At 70.7% G+C, this 22,282-nt stretch carries 18 protein-coding genes; 1 reads left to right on the top strand and 17 read right to left on the bottom strand.

The features are described from left to right. Positions 1 to 26: 26 nt before the first annotated feature. The 14 genes from ACIRSS_RS44515 to ACIRSS_RS44450 form a co-directional block, all read right to left on the bottom strand. A complete protein-coding gene (locus ACIRSS_RS44515) occupies positions 27 to 1,121 on the bottom strand; it encodes a glycerate kinase (RefSeq protein ID WP_400906780.1) in 1,095 nt (364 codons plus the stop codon). After that, positions 1,118 to 1,495 (bottom strand): gamma-glutamylcyclotransferase, encoded by a 378-nt coding sequence (locus ACIRSS_RS44510; protein WP_400906778.1) that lies wholly within the window; start codon positions 1,493 to 1,495, stop codon positions 1,118 to 1,120. The genes ACIRSS_RS44515 and ACIRSS_RS44510 overlap by 4 nt, the downstream gene beginning before the upstream one ends. Before the next feature lie 10 nt (positions 1,496 to 1,505). Continuing rightward, on the bottom strand, positions 1,506 to 2,957 hold the full coding sequence (locus ACIRSS_RS44505; protein WP_400906775.1) for an NCS2 family permease: 1,452 nt from the start codon (positions 2,955 to 2,957) through the stop codon (positions 1,506 to 1,508). Positions 2,958 to 3,080: 123 nt separating this feature from the next. Next, positions 3,081 to 3,563: a nucleoside deaminase gene (locus ACIRSS_RS44500; RefSeq protein ID WP_400906772.1), complete on the bottom strand. Its 483-nt coding sequence runs from the start codon at positions 3,561 to 3,563 to the stop codon at positions 3,081 to 3,083. Positions 3,564 to 3,565: 2 nt separating this feature from the next. Next, a complete protein-coding gene (gene pucD / locus ACIRSS_RS44495) occupies positions 3,566 to 5,857 on the bottom strand; it encodes a xanthine dehydrogenase subunit D (RefSeq protein ID WP_400906770.1) in 2,292 nt (763 codons plus the stop codon). After that, positions 5,854 to 6,324 carry a (2Fe-2S)-binding protein gene (locus ACIRSS_RS44490; protein ID WP_364595871.1) on the bottom strand — a complete coding sequence of 157 codons (471 nt, stop codon included), beginning with the start codon at positions 6,322 to 6,324 and terminating at the stop codon, positions 5,854 to 5,856. Before ACIRSS_RS44490 ends, pucD begins: the two co-directional genes overlap by 4 nt. Further along, positions 6,315 to 7,184: an FAD binding domain-containing protein gene (locus ACIRSS_RS44485; RefSeq protein WP_400906767.1), complete on the bottom strand. Its 870-nt coding sequence runs from the start codon at positions 7,182 to 7,184 to the stop codon at positions 6,315 to 6,317. Before ACIRSS_RS44485 ends, ACIRSS_RS44490 begins: the two co-directional genes overlap by 10 nt. Before the next feature lie 194 nt (positions 7,185 to 7,378). Next, complete coding sequence (gene gcl / locus ACIRSS_RS44480) at positions 7,379 to 9,067, bottom strand: glyoxylate carboligase (protein ID WP_400906764.1); 1,689 nt, start codon at positions 9,065 to 9,067, stop codon at positions 7,379 to 7,381. A gap of 1 nt (position 9,068) precedes the next feature. Then, positions 9,069 to 9,956: a 2-hydroxy-3-oxopropionate reductase gene (locus ACIRSS_RS44475; protein ID WP_400906762.1), complete on the bottom strand. Its 888-nt coding sequence runs from the start codon at positions 9,954 to 9,956 to the stop codon at positions 9,069 to 9,071. After that, complete coding sequence (locus ACIRSS_RS44470) at positions 9,953 to 10,765, bottom strand: hydroxypyruvate isomerase family protein (protein ID WP_400907798.1); 813 nt, start codon at positions 10,763 to 10,765, stop codon at positions 9,953 to 9,955. The genes ACIRSS_RS44475 and ACIRSS_RS44470 overlap by 4 nt, the downstream gene beginning before the upstream one ends. A 272-nt stretch (positions 10,766 to 11,037) precedes the next feature. Next, positions 11,038 to 11,895, bottom strand: coding sequence for a 2Fe-2S iron-sulfur cluster-binding protein (locus ACIRSS_RS44465; RefSeq protein WP_400906760.1), 858 nt, complete (start codon positions 11,893 to 11,895; stop codon positions 11,038 to 11,040). Continuing rightward, on the bottom strand, positions 11,892 to 13,637 hold the full coding sequence (locus tag ACIRSS_RS44460) for an NAD(P)H-dependent oxidoreductase subunit E (protein WP_400906758.1): 1,746 nt from the start codon (positions 13,635 to 13,637) through the stop codon (positions 11,892 to 11,894). Before ACIRSS_RS44460 ends, ACIRSS_RS44465 begins: the two co-directional genes overlap by 4 nt. Before the next feature lie 2 nt (positions 13,638 to 13,639). After that, positions 13,640 to 15,553 carry a molybdopterin oxidoreductase family protein gene (locus ACIRSS_RS44455; protein ID WP_400906757.1) on the bottom strand — a complete coding sequence of 638 codons (1,914 nt, stop codon included), beginning with the start codon at positions 15,551 to 15,553 and terminating at the stop codon, positions 13,640 to 13,642. Between the two features lie 13 nt (positions 15,554 to 15,566). Beyond that, positions 15,567 to 16,562, bottom strand: a complete 996-nt coding sequence (locus ACIRSS_RS44450) for a 2-dehydropantoate 2-reductase (protein WP_400906754.1) — start codon at positions 16,560 to 16,562, stop codon at positions 15,567 to 15,569. Positions 16,563 to 16,740: 178 nt separating this feature from the next. Between ACIRSS_RS44450 and ACIRSS_RS44445 the strand changes: the two genes are divergently transcribed. Next, on the top strand, positions 16,741 to 17,478 hold the full coding sequence (locus ACIRSS_RS44445; protein WP_400906753.1) for a GntR family transcriptional regulator: 738 nt from the start codon (positions 16,741 to 16,743) through the stop codon (positions 17,476 to 17,478). Positions 17,479 to 17,509: 31 nt separating this feature from the next. Here ACIRSS_RS44445 and ACIRSS_RS44440 read toward each other — a convergent pair whose 3' ends face one another. The 3 genes from ACIRSS_RS44440 to frc are packed head-to-tail and all read right to left on the bottom strand — an operon-like array spanning position 17,510 to position 22,276. After that, positions 17,510 to 18,886: an OFA family MFS transporter gene (locus ACIRSS_RS44440; protein WP_400906750.1), complete on the bottom strand. Its 1,377-nt coding sequence runs from the start codon at positions 18,884 to 18,886 to the stop codon at positions 17,510 to 17,512. 32 nt (positions 18,887 to 18,918) lie between these two features. After that, positions 18,919 to 21,045 (bottom strand): acetate--CoA ligase family protein, encoded by a 2,127-nt coding sequence (locus tag ACIRSS_RS44435; RefSeq protein WP_400906747.1) that lies wholly within the window; start codon positions 21,043 to 21,045, stop codon positions 18,919 to 18,921. Position 21,046: 1 nt separating this feature from the next. Next, positions 21,047 to 22,276, bottom strand: a complete 1,230-nt coding sequence (gene frc / locus ACIRSS_RS44430) for a formyl-CoA transferase (RefSeq protein ID WP_400906744.1) — start codon at positions 22,274 to 22,276, stop codon at positions 21,047 to 21,049. Positions 22,277 to 22,282 lie beyond the last annotated feature (6 nt).

The raw sequence follows: 22,282 nt of genomic DNA, 5'->3' as shown, positions 1-22,282 counted from the left end.
AAATCGTTAGTAGCGGTCGTTCTTCGTCAAGGGTTCAGGTGGTCCACCGCGATGCGGTGGGCCAGGCGGCGCAGCATCGGTGCCGCCTCCGTCATGCAGCGCGCCGGGTCCGGTTCGACGTCCGTCAGTGCGTACGCCGCCGTGATGCCCGCCTCCGCCAGCTCTGCCGGAGACAGCTGGCACCGGCCGGACACCGCGATGCACGGGATGCTCTTCGCCGCCGCTGCCCGGGCCACCCCCGCCGGGGCCTTGCCGGACAACGTCTGCTCGTCCAAGGACCCTTCGCCGGTGATGACCAGGGACGCGCCGGACAGGGCCGCGTCGAACCCGAGCAAGTCCAGCAGCAGCTCGATGCCCGGCCGCATCCGGGCGCCCAATACTGCCATCGCCGCGAACCCCACTCCCCCGGCCGCTCCCGCGCCCGGACGGGAAGCGAACTCCGGGCCGGCGAACATCGCCCAGTGCCGCAACGCCGCGTCCAGCGTCTCGACGTCCTCGGGCGATGCTCCTTTCTGCGGCCCGTAGACGAACGCTGCCCCGCTCGGGCCGTAGAGCGGGTTGTCGACGTCGCTCGCCAGCTCGATGTCCACTTCGGACAGACCGGACACGTCCAGCGACGCGAGTTCCGAAAGCGCCGCGCCGCCGAAGGGAAGCTCCCGGCCTTCGCCGTCGAGGAGCCGGGCGCCCAGAGCGGCCAGCATGCCCGCGCCGCCGTCGGTGCACGCGCTTCCGCCCACCCCGAGCACGATGCGGCGGCACCCCGCCCGCATCGCCGCCGCGATCACGTCGCCCGTGCCCGCGCTCGTCGCCGTGAGCGGGGCCGGGGCGCCGGGCAGCCGGTGCAACCCCGACGCCTCGGCCAGTTCCACCACCGCCGTCTCCCCGCCGACCGCGTAGGACGCCGTCACCAGCGCCCCGGTCGGACCGCGTGCCGGGACGCGCACCCGGCGGAAGCCGGCGGCGACGGCGGCGTCGACCGTGCCGTCGCCGCCGTCCGCCACCGGGAGCTCCTGCACCTCGACGCCGGGGTGGACGTCGGCGAGGCCCGAAGCCACCGCCGACGCCACCTCGGCCGCGGTCAGCGACCCCTTGAACTTGTCCGGCGCGACCAGGACCTTCACGCGCTCGCCTTGTACGCCCGCCAGTCGCCCACCTCGGTGATGTCCCGCAGGGCGACGTGCGAGGTGTACGGCCGCCGCAGCAGCATCGCGAACGCCGAACTGCCGTCCGCCAGCTCCACCACACCCAGCTCCAGCTCGTGCGGCTCGGACGGCAGCACCTTGTCCCGCAGGTCGTCCAGCGAGACGTCGTACACCTCGCCGGTCACCTCGGCACCGCCGTGCGACACCGGGTACAGCGCCGGGCACTGGTCGCCGACGGCGTAGAACCGGTACTTCGGCGCGGTCTTCGCCTCGGTCACGAAAGGTGCTCCGGCCAGCAGGTGGTGCAGCGGCTCGCCGCGCATGGCGCCGCCGTTGAAGAACATCAAGGCCACGGGGATCTCCTTAGCGGAAGAGGGCTTCGACGCCGTCGACGGCGAAGTACACCGCGAACACCAGCGCCAGGAACGAAAGCAGCCAGCCGGCCTCGCGCCACTTGCCGCGGCCGATCTTGATCAGCACGAACGCGATCAGGCCCGCGCCGACGCCGTTGGTGATCGAGTAGGTGAACGGGATCAGCGCCGCGGTCAGGAACACCGGGATCGTGTAGTCCGGGTCGTTCCAGGGGATGTTGCGGCACTGGGCGACCATCATGCCGCCGATGACGACCAGCGCGGGCGCCGCGGCCTGCGCCGGGACGACCCCGGCGAGCGGGGTGAACAGCAGCGTCCCGGCGAACAGCAGGCCGGTGACGACGCTCGCGAGCCCCGTCCGGGCGCCTTCGCCGACCCCTGCGGCGGACTCCAGGAACACCGTGTTCGGCGACGAGCCGGCCACGCCGCCGGCGATCGCGCCCGCGCCGTCGACCAGCAGGATCCGGCCCATCCGCGGGACCTTGCCGTTCTTCGACAGTCCGGCCTCGTCGGAGACGCTCGTGATCGTGCCCATCGCGTCGAAGAACCCGGACAGCACCAGCGTGAACAGGAAGACGGTCGCCGCGAGCGCGCCCGCCGAGGCGAAGCCGCCGAACAGGTCGATGTGGCCGAAGAGCCCGAAGTCCGGTGCGGCGACGACGTGGTCGGGCAGCGCCGGGGTGGTGAGGCCCCAGCCGCCGACGCCGAACGCCTCGTGCAGCACGACCGCGAGCACGGTGGCCACGCCGATGCTGATCAGCACCGCGCCCGGGACCTTGCGGGCCATCAGCACGATCATCAGCAGCAGACCGAAGCAGAACACGACGATCGGCCAGCCGTGCAGGTGCCCGCTCGCCCCGAGGCGGACCGGGACCGTGGTCTGCGCCGCGTCCGGCATCCGGGTCACGAACCCGGCGCTGACCAGCCCGACCAGGGCGATGTAGAGCCCGATCCCGACGGTGATCGCCATCTTGAGCGGCCGCGGGATGGCGTTCATGATCCGCTCGCGGACGCCGCTGACCGCCATCAGCACGATGCACACGCCTTCGAGCACGACCAGCCCGAACGCCTGCGCCCACGTCATCGAGGGGGCCATCTGGAAGGCGACGATCCCGTTGATGCCGAGGCCGGCGGCCAGCGCGAGGGGCGCGTTGCCGACGAGTCCCATGAGGACGGTCATCACGGCGGCGGCGAGCGCGGTCGCCGTGGTCACCTGCGCGGCGGAGAGCCGGGCGCCGGTGATGTCGGCGGAAGCGCCGAGGATGAGCGGGTTGAGCAGCACGATGTAGGCCATCGCGACGAACGTCGTGACGCCGCCGCGGACTTCGCGGCCGATCGTGCTCTGCCGCGCGCGCAGCTCGAACAGCTTGTCGAGCAGCGATCGGCGCGCGGGTGGTTCGGGTACTTCGCCGATCTCGGGTTCGTGGATCTCTACCTGGGTCATGCGTCCTGCCCTTGCCGGTGGGTGTGCTCGGCCAGGCCTAGGCACAACGCCGTGCCTGGCGAGCGGGACGTTCGATTCGGTTGTGCTCCGGTCAGCTGGCCTTGTGGGTCAGAGGTCGGCGGGTCAGTAGTCGGTGCGGTCGCTCTTGTCGAGCCAAGCCGCGAACGGGGCGAAACCGTCCTTTGCGGACAGTCGGGTGACGGGGACCGTCCACGTTTCGCGCGGACGGTCGAAGAGCTCGTAGAAGGCGCGGTCGTCGAAGCCGGCCTTGGCCGCGTCGTCGCGGTCGGCGGCGAAGAGGACCTTGTCGACGCGTGCCCACAGCGCCGAGGACAGGCACATCGGGCACGGCTCGCAGCTGGACACGAGCACGCAGCCGTCGAGCTTGAAGGTGCCGAGCGCCTGGCAGGCCGCGCGGATCGCGACGACCTCGGCGTGCGCGGTCGGGTCGAGGTTCGCGGTGACGCGGTTGACGCCGGTCGCGACGATCTCGCCGTCCTTCACGATCAGCGCGCCGAACGGGCCGCCGCCGTGCGCGACGTTGGTCTCCGCGATGCGGACGGCTTCGTCGAGCCATTCCTGCTCGACGGACAACGATGTGGTCATGGTCAGACTCCGGTGATGTGCTCGGGGCGGATCGGGACGCGCGGCAGCTCGAGGCCGGTGGCCGCGCGGATGGCGTTGGCGATCGCCGGCGTGGCGGAGATCGTGGGTGGTTCGCCGACGCCGCGGACGCCGTAGGGGGCGTGCGGGTCGGGGCGTTCGAGGACGTCGACGCGCATCGGCGGCATGTCGAGGATGGTCGGGATGAGGTAGTCGGTGAACGACGGGTTCCGGACCTTCCCGTCCTTGACCAGGATCTCCTCCATCACGGCGAGGCCGAGGCCCTGCGCCGAGCCGCCCTGGATCTGGGCGACGACGGCGTCGGGGTTCATCGCCTTGCCGACGTCCTGGGCGCAGTCGAGCTGGACGACCTTGACCAGGCCGAGGTCCAGGTCGACGTCGACGACCGCGCGGTGGGCCGAGAAGCCGTACTGCACGTGGGCGTCGCCCTGGCCGGTCTCCGGGTCGAGGGGGTAGGTCTTGCGGTGGTGGAACTCGCGGGTCTCCTCGATCGCGGTGTCGCCGAGCAGCTCGGCCAGGTCCGCGACGACTTCGCCGTCGGCGGCGACGACCTTCCCGCCCACCAGGGACATGCCTTCGGCGGGCACCCCGAGCCGGGCGTAGACGGCCTCGGCGACCGCGCGGCAGGCGTTGCGGACCGCGCCGCCGGTGACGTAGGTCTGGCGCGACGCCGAGCTGGAGCCGGCGTCGCCGACGCTCGTGTCGGCCGGGTGCACGCTCACCCGCGTCAGGCCCAGTTCGGTGCGAGCGATCTGCTGCTGCAGGGTGACCAGTCCCTGGCCGACCTCGGCCGCCGCCGTGTGCACCATCGCCACCGCTTCGCCGCCGAGCACCTCCAGGCGGACGCGGGCGGTCGAGTAGTCGTCGAGGCCTTCGGCGTAGGAGATGTTCTTGATGGTGACGCCGTAGCCGATGCCGCGCACGACACCCTCGCCGTGCGTGGTGTTGGACGCGCCGCCCGGCAGCTCGCGGATGTCGCGTTCGCCGGTCGGTTCCGGCGGCAGCGGCAGGTCCCGGACGCGCTGGACCAGCTCGGCCACGGGCGCCGGGAAGTCGACCACCTGGCCGGTGACCACAGTGGACCCTTCGCTCAGGGCGTTCCGGATCCGCAGTTCCGCCGGGTCCATGTCCAAAGCGGACGCGAGCTTGTCCATTTGGGACTCGTAGGCGTACGTCGGCTGGACCGCGCCCAGGCCGCGCATCGCGCCGCAGGTCGGGTTGTTCGTGTAGACGCCCCAGCCTTCGATGTGCGCGTTCGGCACGTCGTACGGACCGACGCTGAGCGTGGTGCCGTTGCCGACCACGACCGGCGTCTTCGACGCGTACGCGCCGCCGTCGAAGTACATCTTCGCCCGGACGTAGACGAGCTTCCCGTCGCGGGTGGCGCCGTGCTCGTAGTACATCTTCGCCGGGTGGCGGTGGACGTGCCCGAAGAACGACTCCAGGCGGTTGTAGCTCATCTTCACCGGGCGGCCGGTGCGCAGGGCGAGCATGCACGAGTGGATCTGCATGGACAGGTCCTCGCGGCCGCCGAACGCGCCGCCGACGCCGGAGAGCGTCAGCCGCACCTTCTCCAGCGGCAGGCCGAGGGCCTTCGCCGTCTGGCGCTGGTCGACGTGCAGCCACTGGGTGGCCAGGTAGAGGTCGACGCCGCCGTCCTCGGCAGGCACCGCGAGCCCGGACTCCGGGCCGAGGAACGCCTGGTCCTGCATGCCGATCTCGTAGACGCCGGACACGACGACGTCCGCGGTGGCCGCCGGGTCGCCCTTGACGATCCGCTGGTGGCGGACGAGGTTGCCGCCCGGGTGCAGCTTCGGCAGGGTGTCGTCGTGCGCGGCCCGCTCGGGGTCGGTGATGGGCTCGAGGACGTCGTACTCGACGACGATCTCCTTGAGCGCCTGCCGCGCGATCTCCGGGTGGTCGGCCGCGAGGATGGCGATCGGTTCACCCTGGTAGCGGACCAGGTCCGCGGCCAGCGCCGGGGTGTCCTGGTACTTCAGGCCGTAGACGTTCTCACCGGGTACGTCCTCGTGGGTCAGCACCGCGTGCACACCCGGCTGGGCGAGCGCACGGGAGACGTCGAGCCGGACGATCCGGGCGTGCGGGTGCGGGCTGCGCAGCGTGGCGCCCCACAGCATGTCCTCGTGCCAGAGGTCCGAGGAGTAGGCGAACTCGCCGCGCACCTTGAGCGTGCCGTCCGGGCGCAACGGGCTCTCGCCGATACCGCCCGCAATCGTGTCGTGCAGCTCCTGCGGGGAGCGGGCCGGCGCGCTCATCGGACGGCCTTCTTCGCGGCCGCGTCCCGGACGGCGTCGAGGATCTTCTCGTAGCCCGTGCAACGGCAGAGGTTCCCCGCCAGGGCCTCGCGGATCTCGACGTCGCTGGGGTCCGGGACGCGCTCGATCAGGTCGTGGGCCGCGACCAGCAGACCGGGCGTGCAGAAGCCGCACTGGACGGCGCCGCGCTCGACGAACGCCTCCTGCACCGGGTCCAGGGCGTCCCCGTCGGCCAGCCCCTCCACGGTGACGACGTCGCGGCCCTCGGCCTGCCCGGCCGCGACCAGGCACGCGCAGGCCGGGACGCCGTCGAGGTAGACCGTGCACGACCCGCATTCGCCCTGCTCACAGGCGTTCTTCGAGCCCGGCAGGCCGAGCCGCTCGCGCAGCACGTAGAGCAGGCTTTCGCCTTCCCAGACGTTGTCCGCCCGGCGGTGCTCGCCGTTGACGGTGACGTTCACGCGCACTTCGCGCTCCCTTCGCAGTATTCGCCCCAGGCCCAGGTCAGGGTCCGCCGCGCCATGACCCCCAGGGCATGGCGCCGGTAGGCCGCGCTCCCCCGGACGTCGTCGATCGGCGACGCGGCCCCGGCCACCAGGTCGCCGAAGCGGCGCTTGACCGAGTCGTTCAGCGCCTTCGGGGCGTCCCAGTCCAGCTCGCCGGCCAGGAACTCCTCGGCTTCGAGCGCCCGCCGCGGCGTGGGCGCGGCCGAGCCGACGCCGGTGCCGACGCGGCGTTCCTCCGGGTGCAGCGCCAGGCCGAAGGCGGCGACGGCGATGACCATGGCGTTGCGGGTGCCGATCTTGCTGAACTGCTGCGGCCCGGTGGCCGGCGCCAGCAGGACGCCGGTGATCAGTTCGTCCGGTTCGAGGACGTTGCGCTTGACCCCGACGTAGAAGTCCTTCGCGGCGACGGTCCGGGTTCCGCGTACCGACGCGATCTCGACCTCCGCGTCGGCGGCCAGCAGCGCCGGGTGCGAGTCACCCGCCGGCGAAGCCGCGCCGAGGTTGCCGCCCACGGAACCGCGGTTGCGGATCTGCGGGGACCCGACGGTCCGCGCGGCCATCGCGAGGCCGGGCAGCCGCGTGCCCAGCTCGGCGATGATCCGGGTGTACGGCACGGCCGCGCCGATCCGGATCCGGCCGCCGTCGGTGCCGTGCTCGTGGAGCTCGGCGACGCGGCCGAGGTCGAGCAGGGCGCCGGGACGGCGGTGGTCGAAGTTGAGCTCGACCATCACGTCCGTGCCGCCGGCGATCGGGACCGCACCGGGGTTCGCGGCACGCGCGGCGAGCGCGTCGGCCAGCGAGGCGGGTCGGAGGAATTCCACTGTGGACGTCCTTTCGGGGCTGCTTCGTGAAGAAGTACACACGCTCGGGTGTGGCCGGGACCACGGCAAAACCCCTGAAAGACGGGTGAATTTACGGTCCTGGTTTGTACTTTCCGACAACCGCCTTCGCGGGCGCGCGGAAAGGCCGCCGCACGAGGTCAGGGTCTCGTGCGGCGGCCGTGGTCACGCGGGTGTTACGCGGGTTCGAACTCCTTGACGGCGTCGAGCGCGGCGCCCATGGCGGCGTTGCCCTCGCGTTCGATCATGATCTCCACCAGGACCGGGCGGCTGGTGCGCTCGGCCTCCTTGCGGGCCCATTCCAGGGACGTCCGGATCTCCCCGGGCTCGAGCACGCGGGTGCCGGAGCAGCCGTAGGCCTCCATGATCTTGACGTTGTCCGTGCCGTTCGAGTCGTAGTGGATGTCGACCTCGAAGTTCATGTCGTAGCCGGTCTCGGCCTGGCGGATCAGCCCGAGGTACTCGTTGTTGAGCATGATCAGCACGAACCCGACGTCGTACTGGGCGGCCACCGCCAGCTCCTCGACGAGGAACTGGAACGAGTAGTCGCCGACCACGCCGACGACCTCGGCTTCGGGCCGCGCCTTCTTCACCCCGATCGCGGCGGGGATCTCCCAGCCGAGCGGGCCGGCCTGGCCGCAGACCTGGTAGTGCCGCGGCTTGTGCGCCGTCTGGAACTGGCCCGACCAGATCTGGTACAGCCCGATCGCGGTGACGAAGTACGTGTCCTCGCCGAAGGTTTCGTTGATCTCCTTGAAGACCCGCGGCGCCTTGATCGGCAGGGTGTCGAAGTCGTCGCGGCGGGGAAGCGCTTCCTTCAGCTCCGCGATGCGCCCGACCCACTCCCGGCGCGGCTTCGTCTCGCGTGCGTCCAGCGCCGCCAGCAGCGCGTCGAGGAACTCCCGCGTGTCCGAGACGATCCCGAGGTCGGGCCCGAAGACCTTGCCCAGCTGGGTGGGCTCGATGTCGACGTGGATGAACTTCCGGTCGCCGCGGTACACCGACAGCTCGCCGGTGTGCCGGTCGCCGAACCGCGCGCCCAGCGCCAGCACCAGGTCCGACTCCAGGAACGCCGCGTTCGCCCACCGCTGCGACGTCTGGATCCCGGCCATCCCGGCGAACAGCTCGTGGTCCTCGGGGAACGACCCCTTGCCCATGAGCGTCACCTGGACCGGGACGTCGAGCCGTTCCGCGGCGGCGCGCAGCTGCTCGCTCGCCTCGCCGAGGACGACCCCGCCGCCGGCCAGGATGATCGGGCGCTCGGCCGCCAGCAGCAGGTCCAGCGCGCGTTCGACCCGGGCCTGCGCGGGCTTCACGACCGTCACCGGCAGCGGCGAGTCGATCGACGAGTCCCACTCGATGTCCTGCTTCTGGACGTCGATCGGCAGGTCGATGAGCACCGGGCCGGGGCGGCCCGAGCGGGCGATCCGGAAGGCCTCGCGGAAGATCCACGGCAGCTGCGCGGCCTCCTTGACCTGCACCGCCCACTTCGTCACGGGCTTGGCGATCTCGACGATGTCGACGGCCTGGAACGCCTCGGTGTGCAGCTTGTTCGACGCCGCCTGGCCGGTGATGCAGATCATCGGGATCGAGTCCGCGTGCGCGGTGTAGAGCCCGGTGATCATGTTGGTCCCGGCCGGGCCGGACGTGCCGATGGCGACGCCGACGTTGCCGTTCGTCCTCGCCCAGCCGTCGGCCATGTGCGTCGCGCCCTCTTCGTGGCGGACGATCAGGTGCTGAATCGCCCGGCCTTGTAGGGCGTTATACAGCGGGAGGATCGCGGCGCCCGGGCAGCCGAAGACGGTGTCGACGCCTTCGCTCTCCAGGACGTCGACGACCGCCTGCATCGCGGGGATTCTGGGCATGTCACACCTCCGCCGGGACGCGGCCCGACAACTGTTCGACGACCTTCAGCAAGGCCGAGTGGTCCAGGGAGCCGTGGCCCATGGCGCGGCCGGCGGCGACGAGCTGGGCGACCAGCCCGGTGAGCGGGAGCGCGACGTCGGCCTGCCGGGCGGCGGCCAGCGCGATCCCCATGTCCTTGTGGTGCAGGTCGATCCGGAACCCGGGCGCGAACTGGCGGTCCACCATGGACTTGCGCTTGAGCTCGAGGATCCGGCTGCCCGCGAGGCCGCCGGCGAGCACGTCGAGACCCGTGGCGGCGTCCACACCGGACGCTTCGAGCAGCACGATCGCCTCGGCGACCAGGCCGTAGATCCCGCCCACGACGAGCTGGTTCGCGGCCTTGACGACCTGGCCGGCGCCGTGCGGGCCGACGTGCACGATCGTCTTGCCGAGCGCGTCGAGCACCGGCTTGGCCGCCTCGAAGTCGGCCTCGTCGCCACCGACCATGATGGACAGCGACGCCTGCTCGGCCCCGGCCTGCCCGCCGGACACGGGCGCGTCGAGCACGCGGATCTTCTTGTCCCGCGCGGCTTCCGCGACGGCGATCGACGTCTCGGGCCGGATGGTGCTCATGTCGATCAGGAGCGCGCCGGGCTCGGCGGTGTCCAGGACGCCGCCCACGGCCAGCACGACCTCCTCGACCTGCGGGTGGTTCGGCAGCATCGTGATGACGACGTCCGCGCCGGCGACGGCGTCCGCGACGCTCGTCGCGGCGCGCCCGCCGGCGGCCGCCAGCTTCTCGCCGGCCGCGGCGTGCACGTCGAAGCCGCTGACGTCGTGCCCGGCCGCGACCAGGTGCGCGGCCATCGGGGCGCCCATCACGCCCAGTCCGATGAATCCCAGTTTCATGCTCGTCCCCTTCGGGTCTTCGGCAGCCAGTCCAGCGACGTGGCGGTGTCGGGTTCCGGGACGTACTCGATCCCGACGAACCCTGCGTAGCCGGCGTTCTGCAGGTTCGCGAGGTGCCGGTCGATGTCCAGGGAGCCGGTGCCGGGCTGGTGCCGGCCGGGTGCGTCGGCGATCTGCACGTGCCCGATCCGGGAGATGTGCTTCGTCGCCAGTGCGTCCAGGTCGTCCCCGTTGACTGCCAGGTGGTACAGGTCGGCCAGCAGCCGCACGTTGTCGCGCCCGAGGTCGTCGAGCACGGCCACGGCGTCCGCGGCGGTCTTGAGCGGGTAGCGGTCCGCGCCGGAGAGCGGTTCGAGGACCAGTTGCGCGCCGATCTTCGCGGCGGCCTCGGCGGCCGTCGCGAGGTGGACGCGGGCGAGTTCGTCCTGCTTGACGGGGTCTTCACCGTCGAGCCGGTTGCCGTAGAGCGCGTTGAAGCTGCGGCACCCGGTGCGTTCGGCGATGCCGAGCGCGACGACGAGGCTGTCGGCGAACTCGGCCTCCCGGCCGATCCACGACACCAGCCCGCGCTCCCCCGCCGCCATGTCCCCGGCGTAGAAGTTCAGCCCGCGCAACCGGACGCCGTCCAGGCTCCCGACGAAGGCGTCGACCTCGTCGCGCGCGGGGACCGCGGTGTCGAACGGCCACCAGTACTCGACGTCGGTGAACCCGGCCTCCCGCGCGGCGGCGGCCCGCTCGAGCAGCGGTACCTCCTTGAACAGGATCGACAGGTTGGCGACGTACGGCAGGGAGTGCCCTTCTTGTGGCATCGCGACCTCGAATTTCACTCTGCGGAATTTTTCTTTCGCATATCGAGAATAGCTGGTCCGCTGGCTCGCGGTCAACGGCGAGCGGCCGCCACTGCGGCAGGTCCGACTGCGACGGGAAGTGAGCGAGACCTGCACGAGCGGCTAGCCGAACCGCTCGCCTACGGCCCACTACGGCCGGAACCTCAGCGCCGGCCAGACCGCCTGAGCCGCGACCGAACGCCGAAGGCGCCGCGGCTCCACGAGCCACGGCGCCTTCGAGCGAACAGTTGCCGCTACCGGTTCTGGACGTGCTGCCAGCCGAAGCGTCCCTTGATGCAGAGGTTCCCGTGGGTCACCGAGCTGTCGTGCGGCGAGGTCACCTTGACGATCTCGTTGTCCTGGACGTGCAGCGTCAGGTTGCAGCCGACGCCGCAGAACGTGCACACCGTCGTCGTCTCCTGCTGCCGCGACTCGTCCCAGGAACCGTCGGCGCGCTTGTCGTACTCGCGTTTGAAGCTCAGCGCCCCCGTCGGGCAGACCTCGACGCAGTTGCCGCAGTACACGCACGCGCTGTCCGGCAACGGGTTCGAGAACTCCGTCGAGATCCGCGCGTCGAACCCGCGGCCGGCCACGCTGATCGCGAACGAGTTCTGCCACTGGTCGCCGCACGCGTCGACGCACTTGTAGCAGAGGATGCACTTCCCGTAGTCCCGGACGTACAGCTCGTTGTCCACAATGGCCGGTTGCGCCACGGTCGCCGCGTCCGGACCGAACCGCGACGGGTCGGCACCCGTCGCATCCATCCACTCGGCGACGCCCGGCGTGGTCGATAGGTCCGTCGCCGACGCCAGCAGCTCCAGAACGACCTTGCGGCTCGTGCGCGTCCGCTCGGAATCGGTGCGCACCACCATGCCCGGCTCCGCCTTGCGCGAGCACGACGGCACCAGTGTCCGGGAGCCCTCGACCTCGACCATGCAGACGCGGCAGGCGTTCGCCGGTTCGAGGGTGTCGCCGTAGCACAGCGTCGGGATCTCCTTGCCCGCCGCCGTGCACGCGTCGAGGATCGTCGATCCCTCGGGAACGCGCACGGTCGAGCCGTCCACGGTGAACTCGACCAGCCGACGGGGAATTCCGATGTCCACAAGGGTCATTGCAGCGCTCCCAACCGGTCGATGGCGGACTCGATGGCGTTCCACGCCGTCTGGCCCAGCCCGCAGATCGACGAGTCCCGCATCACCCCGCCCACCTCGCGCAGCAACGGCCGCTCCTCCGAACCGGCGGCGAGGACCCGCCGGATCGCCTCCTCCTGCCGCACGGTCCCGATCCGGCACGGGACGCACTGCCCGCACGACTCGTCGCGGAAGAACTCCGCGATCCGCAGCAGGAACCCGCCGAGGTCGGCCAGGTCGTCGAGCACCAGGACGACACCGGAGCCGAGGGTCGTCTTCGCCGCCCGCGCGTCCTCGAACGTGAGCGGCAGGTCCAGCTCGTCCGGCCGGACGAACCCGCCCGCGGCGCCGCCGAGGAGGATCGCCCGCAGCGAGCGCCCTTCCGGTACTCCCCCGGCCAAGGCCAGGAGCGAGCGCAGCGTCGTGCCGAACGGCACCTCGTAGACGCCCGGCCGTTCAACGTTGCCGCACAAGCAGAACAGCTTCGGCCCGGCCGAGGCTTCGGTCCCGATCGACCGGTACGCGACCGCGCCTTCGGTGAGGATCAGCGGCACGTTGACCAGGGTCTCGACGTTGTTGACCACCGTCGGCTTGCCGAACAGGCCCTTCTCGACCGGGAACGGCGGCTTCGTGCGCGGTTCGCCGCGGAAGCCCTCGATCGAGTTGAAGATCGCGGTCTCCTCGCCGCAGATGTAGGCACCCGCGCCGCGCCGGATCTCGATGTCGAACGAGAACCCCTTGTGGCCCATGATGTCCACGCCGAGGAACCCCCGTTCCCGGCAGACCGCCAAGGCGTTGCGCAGCAACCGCAGCGCCCGCGGGTACTCACCACGCAGGTAGACGTAGCCCTGCCGGGCGCCGATCGCGAACGCGGCGATCGTCATCGCCTCGACCAGCGCGAACGGGTCGCCTTCGAGCAGTACGCGGTCCTTGAACGTGCCGGGTTCGCTCTCGTCGGCGTTGCACACGAGGTAGTGCGGCCCGGCGGGTTGCGCGGCCGTGGCCGCCCACTTGCGCCCGGTCGGGAACGCCGCGCCACCGCGGCCGAGCAAGCCGGAGTCGGTGACTTCGCGGATCACCGCGGCCTCGCCCATGCGCAGGGCGTTGCGCAGCGCGGCGTAACCGCCGGCCGCCCGGTAGTCGTCCAAACTGGACGGATCGACCACGCCGACCCGGCGCAGCAGCCGCAGTCCGTCCTGCTGGTGGATGACCGGTGGCGCACCGTCCGAAGCGGACGGCCCGCGCCCCGCCCCCAGCACGGCCGACGCGCCGGTCGCCGGGGCGAGCAGTTCGGTGGTGGCCGGGTCGCCGGCCTGGAACGTCAGCGCCGCGGGGGCCCGTTCGCAGACGCCGAGGCACGGGCTGCGCAGCCACGTGACCCCGCCGCGCGCCTTCCCCGCGGCGCCGACGTGCTCGGTGAGGACGTCGCACACGGTGTCCGCGCCCTTGAGCCGGCAAGCCAGGTCGGTGCACACGTGCACCACGCGTTCGGGGCGCTCCTCCAGCGCGAACAGCGAGTAGAAGCTCGCCACGCCGTACGCGTCGGCGGGCGGGACGTGCAGCGCCTCGCAGATGAGGTTGAGCGCGCCCTGGCTGATCCAGCCGACCCGGTCGTTGACCGCGTGCAGCGCGGGCAGCAGCTGGTCGCGACCGCCGCCGGCGAACGCCGCGACCGCCTCCCGTTCCTCCCGGGAGGCGACGGCGTCGAGGAGCTTGAGGTCCATCGTCACACCGCCAGCTTGTCGACGCGGATGGCCGCGGCCTTGTACTCGGCGGTGCCGGCGATCGGGCAGGTCGCTTCGATGGTGATGACGTTGACGTCGACTTCGTCCGGGAAGTGGAAGGTCATGAACGCCAGCCCGGGCTTCAGGCCCTTGTCGAGCCGTACCGGCGCGACGATCTCGCCGCGGCGCGACGAGATCCGGACCAGCTCATCGGGTTCGACGCCGAGCGAACGAGCGTCCTCCGGGCAGAGGTCGAGGGTCTCGCCCTGCCGCAGCGGCGAGGGGAACCCGCCGGACTGGACGCCGGTGTTGTAGGAGTCCAGCCGCCGGCCGGTGGTGAGCCGGATGGGGAACTCCTCGGTGAGCAGGTCGACCGGCGGGCTGTGCTCGAGCACCGTGAACGGCGCCGGGCGGCCGCGCTCGGCCGGGTCCTCCGCCCACAAGCGGCCGTGCAGGAACGTCGGCTCGAGGGTGTCCTCGGAGTAGCACGGCCACTGGATGCCACCCAGCTCTTCCAGCCGCGCGTACGACATCCCGGCGTGCATCGGGGACAGCGAACGCAGCTCGTCCCAGACCTCTTCGCCGCCGGTGTAGTGCCAATCGTGGCCGAGCCGGCGCGCCAGCTCCGACAGCAGTTCGATGTCGTCGCGCGCGCCGTCCGGCGGGTCGAGGGCCTTGCGGACGCGCTGGACGCGGCGTTCGGAGTTGGTGAAGGTGCCGTCGCTCTCGCACCAGGCGGCCGACGCCGGCAGCACGACGTCGGCCAGCTGCGCGGTCTTGGTGAGGAAGATGTCCTGCACGATCAGGTGGTCCACATTGGACAGCCGCTTGATCGTGTGTTCACAGTCCGCTTCGGACTGGACCGGGTTCTCGCCGATGATGTACACGCAGGTCAGGTCCCCGCGTTCCATCGCGTCGAGCATCTGGGTGAGGTTGAGGCCCTTGTGCGGCGGGATCGACGAGCCCCACGCGGCGTCGAACTTCGCCCGGACGCCGGCGTCGAGGACGTCCTGGAAGCCCGGCAGCCGGTCCGGGATGGCGCCCATGTCGCCGCCGCCCTGGACGTTGTTCTGGCCGCGCAGCGGGTTCAGCCCGGCGCCGTAGCGGCCGACCTGCCCGGCCAGCAGCGCGAGGTTGATCAGCGCGAGGACGTTGTCGGTCCCGTTGTGGTGCTCGGTGATGCCGAGCGTCCACGACAGCTGCCCGCGGTCGGCGCGGGCATAGGTGTGGGCGAGTTCGCGGATCAGCTCGGCCGGCACGCCGGTGGTCTTCTCGGCGACCTCCAAGGTCCACGGTTCGACCGACGCGGCGAACTCGGCGAAGCCTTCGGTGGCGCGCTCGATGAACGTCGTGTTGGCGAGTCCGGAGTGGATGATCTCGCGGGCGATCGCGTGGGCCAGCGGGATGTCGGTGCCGACCTCCAGCTGCAGTTGCCGGTGCGCCCAGCTCGCGGTGCTCGTCCGCCGCGGGTCGACGACGAAGAGCTTCGCTCCCTTGTGGACGGCCTTGAGCACGTGCTGGAAGAAGATCGGGTGCGCCTCGCGGGGGTTGCCGCCCCAGATGACGATGACGTCGGCGTCCTCGATCTCCTGGTACGACGACGTCCCGCCGCCGCTGTCGAACACCCGGGCCAGCCCGGCGACGCTCGGCGCGTGGCACGTGCGGTTGCACGAGTCGACGTTGTTCGTGCCGATCACCGCGCGGGTGAACTTCTGGGCGACGAAGTTCATCTCGTTGGTCGCGCGGGCGCACGAGAACATCCCGAACGCCTCGGGGCCCTTGCTTCCGAGGGTCCGGCGGATCCCGGCGGCGGCCCGGTCGAGGGCCTCTTCCCAGGTGGCCGGCCGCAACACGCCGGAGTCGCGCACCAGGGGCTGGGTGAGCCGCACGTACGGCTCGGGGTTCCTGCGCTTCACGGGCACCTCCGGTTCAGTGCGCCCCGACGGGGACGGGCGGGTTGCTGGTGTGGTCGAGCAGCGAGATGGCGGCGTGGACGTGCCGCAGCGCCGGCGCGGGCACGCCGGTGAGGCCGGCCAGCTCCACGACCGCGCCGATGATCGCGTCGATCTCCAGGGGCTTGCCCGCTTCGAGGTCCTGCAGCATCGACGTCTTGTGGTGCCCGACGCGCCAGGCGCCGTCGATGCGCTTCTCGACCGAGACACCGGGGTCGCTGCCCGCCGCGCGGGCGATCGCGAGGGTTTCGGTCATCATCGTGGCGACGAGCGCGCGCGTGTCGTCGTGCTCGCACATCTGGGCCATGGTCGCCCGGGTCAGCGCCGAGAGCGGGTTGAAGGCGACGTTGCCCATCAGCTTGATCCAGATGTCGTCGCGCAGGCGCGGTTCGACCGGCGCCTTGAGCCCGCCGGCGATCATGGCCGCGCTGAGCACCTTGCAGCGCGCGGAGATCTCGCCGTCGGGCTCGCCGAGGGAGAAGCGGGTGCCTTCCAGGTGCCGGATCACGCCCGGTTCCTCGATGACGGTCGAGCAGTAGACGACGCAGCCGATCGCGCGCCGCAGTTCGAGCACGGCGGTCACCGAGCCGCCCGGGTCGACGGTCTCGACCCGCCGGCCTTCGAGCGGATGTCCCTTCAGGCCGTGGAAGTACCACCACGGGATGCCGTTCTGCGCCGCCACGATCGCCGTCTCCGGGCCGAGCAGCGGGGCGAGCAGGGGTCCGCAGGAAGCGTAGGAGTTGGCTTTGAGGCCCAGGAACACGAAGTCCACTTCGCCGACTTCGGCCGGGTCGTCCGTCACGTGGGGATGGGCGGTGAAGTCACCGCGCGGGCTGAGCACGCGGACGCCGTGCTCGCGCATCGCGGCGAGGTGGGCGCGCCGGGCGATCAGGTGCACCTCGGTCCCGCCGCGGTGCAGCGCGGCCCCGACGTAGGCACCGATCGCCCCGGCCCCGAGAACAGCCACCTTCATGATGTGCCTCCCTGGTCGCTCGATTGCATACAGTATCCTGGATCCACTGAGGAAACCAGGTTTTCGTGGTCGGGAGAGCGCGAGAAACTCCGACAGGGTGAGATTCTGGGATTTTGCATACCAAAACCTGTATCCTGAGCAGAGATCATCGCGTTCCTCTCCCCTTCCGAGGTGTCCCGTGAGCCAGCCCGCTTCGCCCCTCCCCGACCGCGGCCCGACCGGCCGCCGCACGGCCAAGGGCTCGCTCAGCTCGACCGCCGCCAAGCGCGTCGAACGGCCCGCGCCGCTGCGGCAGGTCGTCTACGAGGCCCTCGCCGAGCTGATCATCAACCGCACCCTCGAACCCGGGCAGCACCTGGTCGAGGCCGACCTGGCCGAGTACCTGGGCGTCAGCCGGCAGCCCGTCCGCGAAGCCCTGCAGCGGCTGCAGAGCGAAGGCTGGGTCGACCTCCGGCCCGCCCAGGGCGCGTTCGTGCACCTGCCCACCGACGAAGAGGCCGACCAGCTGCTGAGCGTCCGCGGCGTGCTGGAAGCGCATTCCGCGAAGCTCGCCGCCGGCCGGGCCACCCCCGCCGACGTGTTCCGCCTGTGGGAACTGCAGAAGGCGGGCGTCCGGGCGCTCGCCGAGCAGGACACCGAAGGCCTGGTGAGCGCCAACGCCGAGCTCCACGCGTTCATCACGGAGCTGTCCGGGAACGCCGTGCTCGCGGAGCTGATCGGCCTGGTCGACCGCCGGGTCCGCTGGTACTACACGCCGATCGCCCGGCCCCGCGGGCGCGACGCGTGGAACGAGCACGAGGAGCTGATCCAGGCCATCGCCGCCCAGAACGCCGACGACGCCGAGGCGATCATGGCCAAGCACACCGAACGGACCCGCCAGGCCTACCACGAACGTCCGGAAGCTCCCCGATCCTGATTTCGGCAGGACCGGGGAGCGGGATACCGGACTAGCCGCCCGCCGCGGCGGATGGCCGCGCCACCAGCTCGGTTTCGGCGAGCTGGTGGCGTGTCCGGCCGGGCTGGCGCAGGAACAGCGTCAGCACCGCGGACAGGAGCGCGATGCACCCGGCGAGGATGTACGCGCCGGTGTAGCCCCACGCGCTGATGACCCCCGCGGCGAGCCCGCCGCCGCCGACGCCACCGACCAGTTTCGCGCTGTAGACCAGGCCGTAGTTCGACGCGTTGTTGTTCTCGCCGAAGTAGTCCGGCACCAGCGCCGCGAACAGCGGGTAGAACGCGCCGCCGCCGAACCCGGTCAGGAACGCGAACACCATGAACAGCACCAGGTTGTGCGTGTTCCCGGCGTACAGCACGCCGAACTGCGCGCCGGCCGCGATCACCAGCACCAGCGTGAGCGTCTGCTTGCGCCCGAGCTTGTCCGACGCCCAGCCGACGACCGCGCGGCCGGTGCCGTTCACGATGGCCAGCACGCCGGCCGAGGAAGCCGCGACGAACGCGCCGAAGTGGCTTTCCTTGGCGAACGGCACCTGGAAGTTGATGCCGAACAGCGAGACGCCGCCGATGATCACCAGGCACACCCACATCAGCGGGAGCATGCCGGTCCGGATCGCCTCCATCGGCGTGAACTGGCGGACCGCCGGCGGGTTCTTCGCGAGGGTCGTCACCCCGGCCTTGCCCTTGGCCCACGTGAGCGGGTCGACCTCCTTCGGCCACCAGCTCTTCGGCGGGTCCTTGAACAGGAACCCGCAGACGCCGACGACGACCAGCATGTACAGGCCGATGCCGTCGAGCACCCCCGTGACGTTCTCGTGCCCGAGGAACGCGCTGAACAGGTAGATGAACGGCACCGAGCCGTAGGCGAACCCGCCGTTCACGAACCCGGTCCGCGCGCCGCGCTTCTCCGGGTACCACTTGCCGACCATGTTGATGCAGGTCGCGTACACGAGCCCGGCGCCGGTGCCGCCGAGGACCGAGTACCCGATGAACGCCAGCGTGAGGTTCCCGCTGTGCGCGATGGTGAAGTAGCCGATACCGCTGAACAGGGCACCGAACAGCATCGCCGTCTTCGCCGAGACGACGTTGCGTTCCCGGAGCCGCCCGGCCGGGAAGGCCACGCCGGCCTGGAACACCGCCCAGATGCTGGCCAGCCAGAACGCGTCCGACAGCGTCCAGCCGTACTTCTCTTCCAGCGTGCCTTCGACGGCGCCCCAGCCGTACTCGAACACGCTGACCGCCATCATGGCGATCCAGGGCAGCCAGACCATCCAGCTGCGTGAGCGCCCCATGATGTCCTGCGGGGACTCGCCTACCCGGTAAACTCTTCCGTTCTGGTCAGTGATCTCCTGATACGTGGCTGCGGTCATGTGAGTTCTCCTTCGTCACCGTTGACTCAGGTTCAAAGCAGGCCCGCGGCCCGCGCCCAGCGGTACTTCGCGCCGAGCACTGCCACCGGCTTCTCGGTCGTGTACGGGTACGCGACGACGCCGCGGTCGTACAAGTAGTCGCTCGCCTCCTCGACTTCGACGTCGCCGGACAGCGACGCGACAACAGGCTTGTATATCCCTTTCGCGCGGTACTCCTCGACCACTTCGGACACCAGTTCGGCGAACACCATCGGCGGGGTGACGATGGTGTGCCAGTAGCCCAGGATCAGGGCGTGGATGCGGTCGTCCTCGAGACCCAGCGCGATGGTGTTGCGGTAGGTCGAGGGCGGCTCGCCGCCGGTGATGTCGACGGGGTTGCCGGCCGCGCCGAACGGCGGGATGAACTCCCGGAACGCCGTGTCGAGGTCCGGCGGGATCTCCATCAGGCTCAGCCCGTTGTCGACGCAGGCGTCCGACAGCAGCACGCCCGAACCGCCGGCGCCGGTGATGATGACGACGTTCTCGCCCTTCGGCGTCGGCAGCAGCGGGATGCCGCGGGCGTACTCGAGCATGTCGTTCAGCCCGGGCGCCCGGATGACCCCGCTCTGGCGGAGGATGTCGTCGTAGACCTTGTCGTCGCCGGCCAGCGCGCCCGTGTGCGAACTGGCCGCCTTGGCGCCCTGCGAGGTCCGGCCGGCCTTCAGCACGACGACCGGCTTGCGCTGCGAGACCCGCTTGGCCGTCTCCGCGAACGAGCGGCCGTCCTTCAGGTCTTCGAGGTGCATCGCGACGAGCTGGGTGTTGTCGTCCTGTTCGAAGAAGGTGAGCAGGTCGTCCTCGTCGATGTCGGCCTTGTTGCCCACGCCGACGATCGAGGACACGCCCATCTTCGCCGAGCGGCTGAAGCCGAGGATCGCCATCCCGATGCCGCCGCTCTGCGACGACAGCGCCACGCCGCCCTTGACGTCATACGGTGTACAAAATGTCGCCGACAGGTTCTCCGGCGTGTAGTAGTAGCCGTAGATGTTCGGCCCGAGAATCCGCACGCCGTGCTTGCGCGCGATCGCGACGACCTCGTCCTGCAGCTCGATGTTGCCCGTCTCGCCGAAGCCGGACGGGATGAGGATCGCGCCCGCCACGCCCTTGCGGCCGGCCTCCTCCAGCGCCGCGGGGACGAACTTCGCCGGGATGGCGAAGACCGCGACGTCGACATCGCCGGGCACGTCGGTGATGCTGGCGTAGGCCTTGCGGTCGAGGATCTCGGCGGCTTTGGGGTTGATCGGGTGGATCTCCCCCGCGTAACCGCCGTTGACCAGGTTCTTCATCACCGAGTTGCCGATCTTGCCGGCTTCGGCGGACGCGCCGATCACCGCGACCGACGCCGGTTTCATGATCCGGTTCATCGAGGCGAGGATCTCCTCCTGGGTGAACCGGTGCGGGGTCTTCGCCGCGTCCGGGTCGACCAGGATCCGGACGTCGACCGCGGTGGCCCCGGTCGCGGTCGCGAGCACGGGGTTGAGGTCCACTTCGGACAGCTGGGGGAAGTCGGCGACCAGCTGCCCGAGCCCGGTGATCACGGCGGCGAGCGCGTCCCGGTCGACCGGATCCGACCCGCGGACCCCGCGCAGGATCTCCGCCGCCTGGATACCGTCGATCATGGACAGCGCTTCCCCGGTGGTCGTCGGCGCGAGCCGGAAGGTGACGTCCTTGAGCACCTCCACCAGGACGCCGCCCAGGCCGAACGCGACCACCTTGCCGAACGTCGGGTCGGTGACCGAGCCGATGATCACCTCCTGCCCCTCGGTGAGCATCTGCTGCACCTGGACGCCGACGATCCGCGCGCCGGCGTCGTACGCCTTCGCGTTCTCGACGATCTTCGTGAAGCCCGCCTTCACCGCGTCGGCGTCCCGCAGGCCGACGAGCACGCCGCCGGCCTCGGTCTTGTGCAGGATGTCCGGCGAGACGATCTTGAGCACCACCGGCAACCCGATGGCTTCCGCGTGCGTCACGGCTTCCTCGGCCGTGGTCGCCAGCCGTTCGGCGGGCGTCGGGATGCCGTACGCCTCGCAGACCGCACGCCCCTCGGGCGCGGTCAGCGAGGACCGTCCTTCGGCCGCCGCCTCGGCGAGGACCTTTTCGACCGCCGCGCGATCCCCCACGTCAGATCACCCCCGCCGCGCGGAACTTCTCGAGCTCCGCTTCGCTGTAGCCGAGCTCGGTCAGTACCTCGTCGTTGTGCTCGCCGAGCAGCGGCGACCGTTCGATCTCGACCGGCGAGTCGGACAGCTTCAGCGGGCAGCCGACGGTCTTGAAACTGCCGCGCTCCGGGTGCGCCACCTCGACGACCGAGCCGAGCTCTTCGAGGGTCTCGTCCTCGATCAGTTCCTTGGTGGACAGGATCGGGCCGCACGGGATGTTGTGGGCGTTGAGCTTCTCCATCACTTCCCACTTGGTGTGCTTCTCGGTCCACTCCTCGACGAGGGCGAACATCTTGTCCAGTTTGGACAGCCGCACCTCGGGTGTGGCCCACGCCGGGTCCTCGGCCAGCTCCTCCTTGCCGATCAGCCGCGCGAGCGGTGCCCACCCGGGTGGCTGGACGATCACGTAGATGAAGTCGTTGGGCCCGCCGGGCGCGCACTTGACCGCCCAGCCGGGCTGACCGCCGCCGGAGGCGTTGCCCGACCGCGGCACCTCGTCGCCGAACTGGTCGTTCGGGTACTCGCCGAGCGGCCCGTGCGCCAGGCGCTGCTGGTCGCGCAGCTTCACGCGGCACAGGTTGAGCACGGCGTCCTGCATCGCGACCTGGACGCGCTGGCCGCGGCCGGAGGACGTCCGCTGGTACAGCGCGGCGAGGATGGCGGCCACCAGGTGGATGCCGGTGCCGGAGTCGCCGATCTGCGCGCCGGTCGCGGTCGGCGGCCCGTCCTCGAAGCCGGTCGTGCTCATCGCGCCGCCCATGGCCTGCGCGATGACCTCGTACGCCTTGAAGTCGGCGTAGCGACCCGGGCCGAAGCCCTTGATGGAGGCGTAGATCAGCCGCGGGTTGAGCGCCGAGAGCTTGTCCCACGGGTAGCCGAACCGGTCGACGACCCCCGGGCCGAAGTTCTCCACGAGGATGTCCACTCCGGACACGAGCTTCTCGAAGACTTCCTTGCCCTCGTCGCTCTTCATGTTGAGCGTGATGCTGCGCTTGTTGGCGTTCAGCATCGTGAAGTAGAGGCTGTCGACCCCGGGCAGGTCGCGCAGCTGGCCGCGGGTGATGTCGCCCCGGCCGGGCGTCTCGAGCTTGATCACGTCCGCGCCGAGCCAGGCGAGCAGCTGCGTCGACGACGGACCGGACTGCACGTGCGTCATGTCGAGGACGCGCACGCCCTCCAGTGCCTTACCCATGCCTTG

The sequence above is a fragment of the Amycolatopsis sp. NPDC101161 genome, assembly GCF_044768185.1.
Taxonomy (GTDB): domain Bacteria; phylum Actinomycetota; class Actinomycetes; order Mycobacteriales; family Pseudonocardiaceae; genus Amycolatopsis.
Note: the sequence above shows the minus strand (reverse complement) of the source record. Positions and strands in the feature narration are given on the sequence as shown.

What these genes read in the sequence shown, in the direction of transcription:
- ACIRSS_RS44470 (WP_400907798.1), bottom strand. Translation starts at nt 10,765, where the DNA reads ATGCCACAAGAAGGGCACTCCCTGCCGTACGTCGCCAACCTGTCGATC.
- ACIRSS_RS44505 (WP_400906775.1), bottom strand. Translation starts at nt 2,957, where the DNA reads ATGACCCAGGTAGAGATCCACGAACCCGAGATCGGCGAAGTACCCGAA.
- pucD (WP_400906770.1), bottom strand. Translation starts at nt 5,857, where the DNA reads ATGAGCGCGCCGGCCCGCTCCCCGCAGGAGCTGCACGACACGATTGCG.
- ACIRSS_RS44460 (WP_400906758.1), bottom strand. Translation starts at nt 13,637, where the DNA reads ATGGACCTCAAGCTCCTCGACGCCGTCGCCTCCCGGGAGGAACGGGAG.
- ACIRSS_RS44440 (WP_400906750.1), bottom strand. Translation starts at nt 18,886, where the DNA reads ATGACCGCAGCCACGTATCAGGAGATCACTGACCAGAACGGAAGAGTT.
- ACIRSS_RS44450 (WP_400906754.1), bottom strand. Translation starts at nt 16,562, where the DNA reads ATGAAGGTGGCTGTTCTCGGGGCCGGGGCGATCGGTGCCTACGTCGGG.
- frc (WP_400906744.1), bottom strand. Translation starts at nt 22,276, where the DNA reads ATGGGTAAGGCACTGGAGGGCGTGCGCGTCCTCGACATGACGCACGTG.
- ACIRSS_RS44500 (WP_400906772.1), bottom strand. Translation starts at nt 3,563, where the DNA reads ATGACCACATCGTTGTCCGTCGAGCAGGAATGGCTCGACGAAGCCGTC.
- ACIRSS_RS44475 (WP_400906762.1), bottom strand. Translation starts at nt 9,956, where the DNA reads ATGAAACTGGGATTCATCGGACTGGGCGTGATGGGCGCCCCGATGGCC.
- gcl (WP_400906764.1), bottom strand. Translation starts at nt 9,067, where the DNA reads ATGCCCAGAATCCCCGCGATGCAGGCGGTCGTCGACGTCCTGGAGAGC.
- ACIRSS_RS44465 (WP_400906760.1), bottom strand. Translation starts at nt 11,895, where the DNA reads ATGACCCTTGTGGACATCGGAATTCCCCGTCGGCTGGTCGAGTTCACC.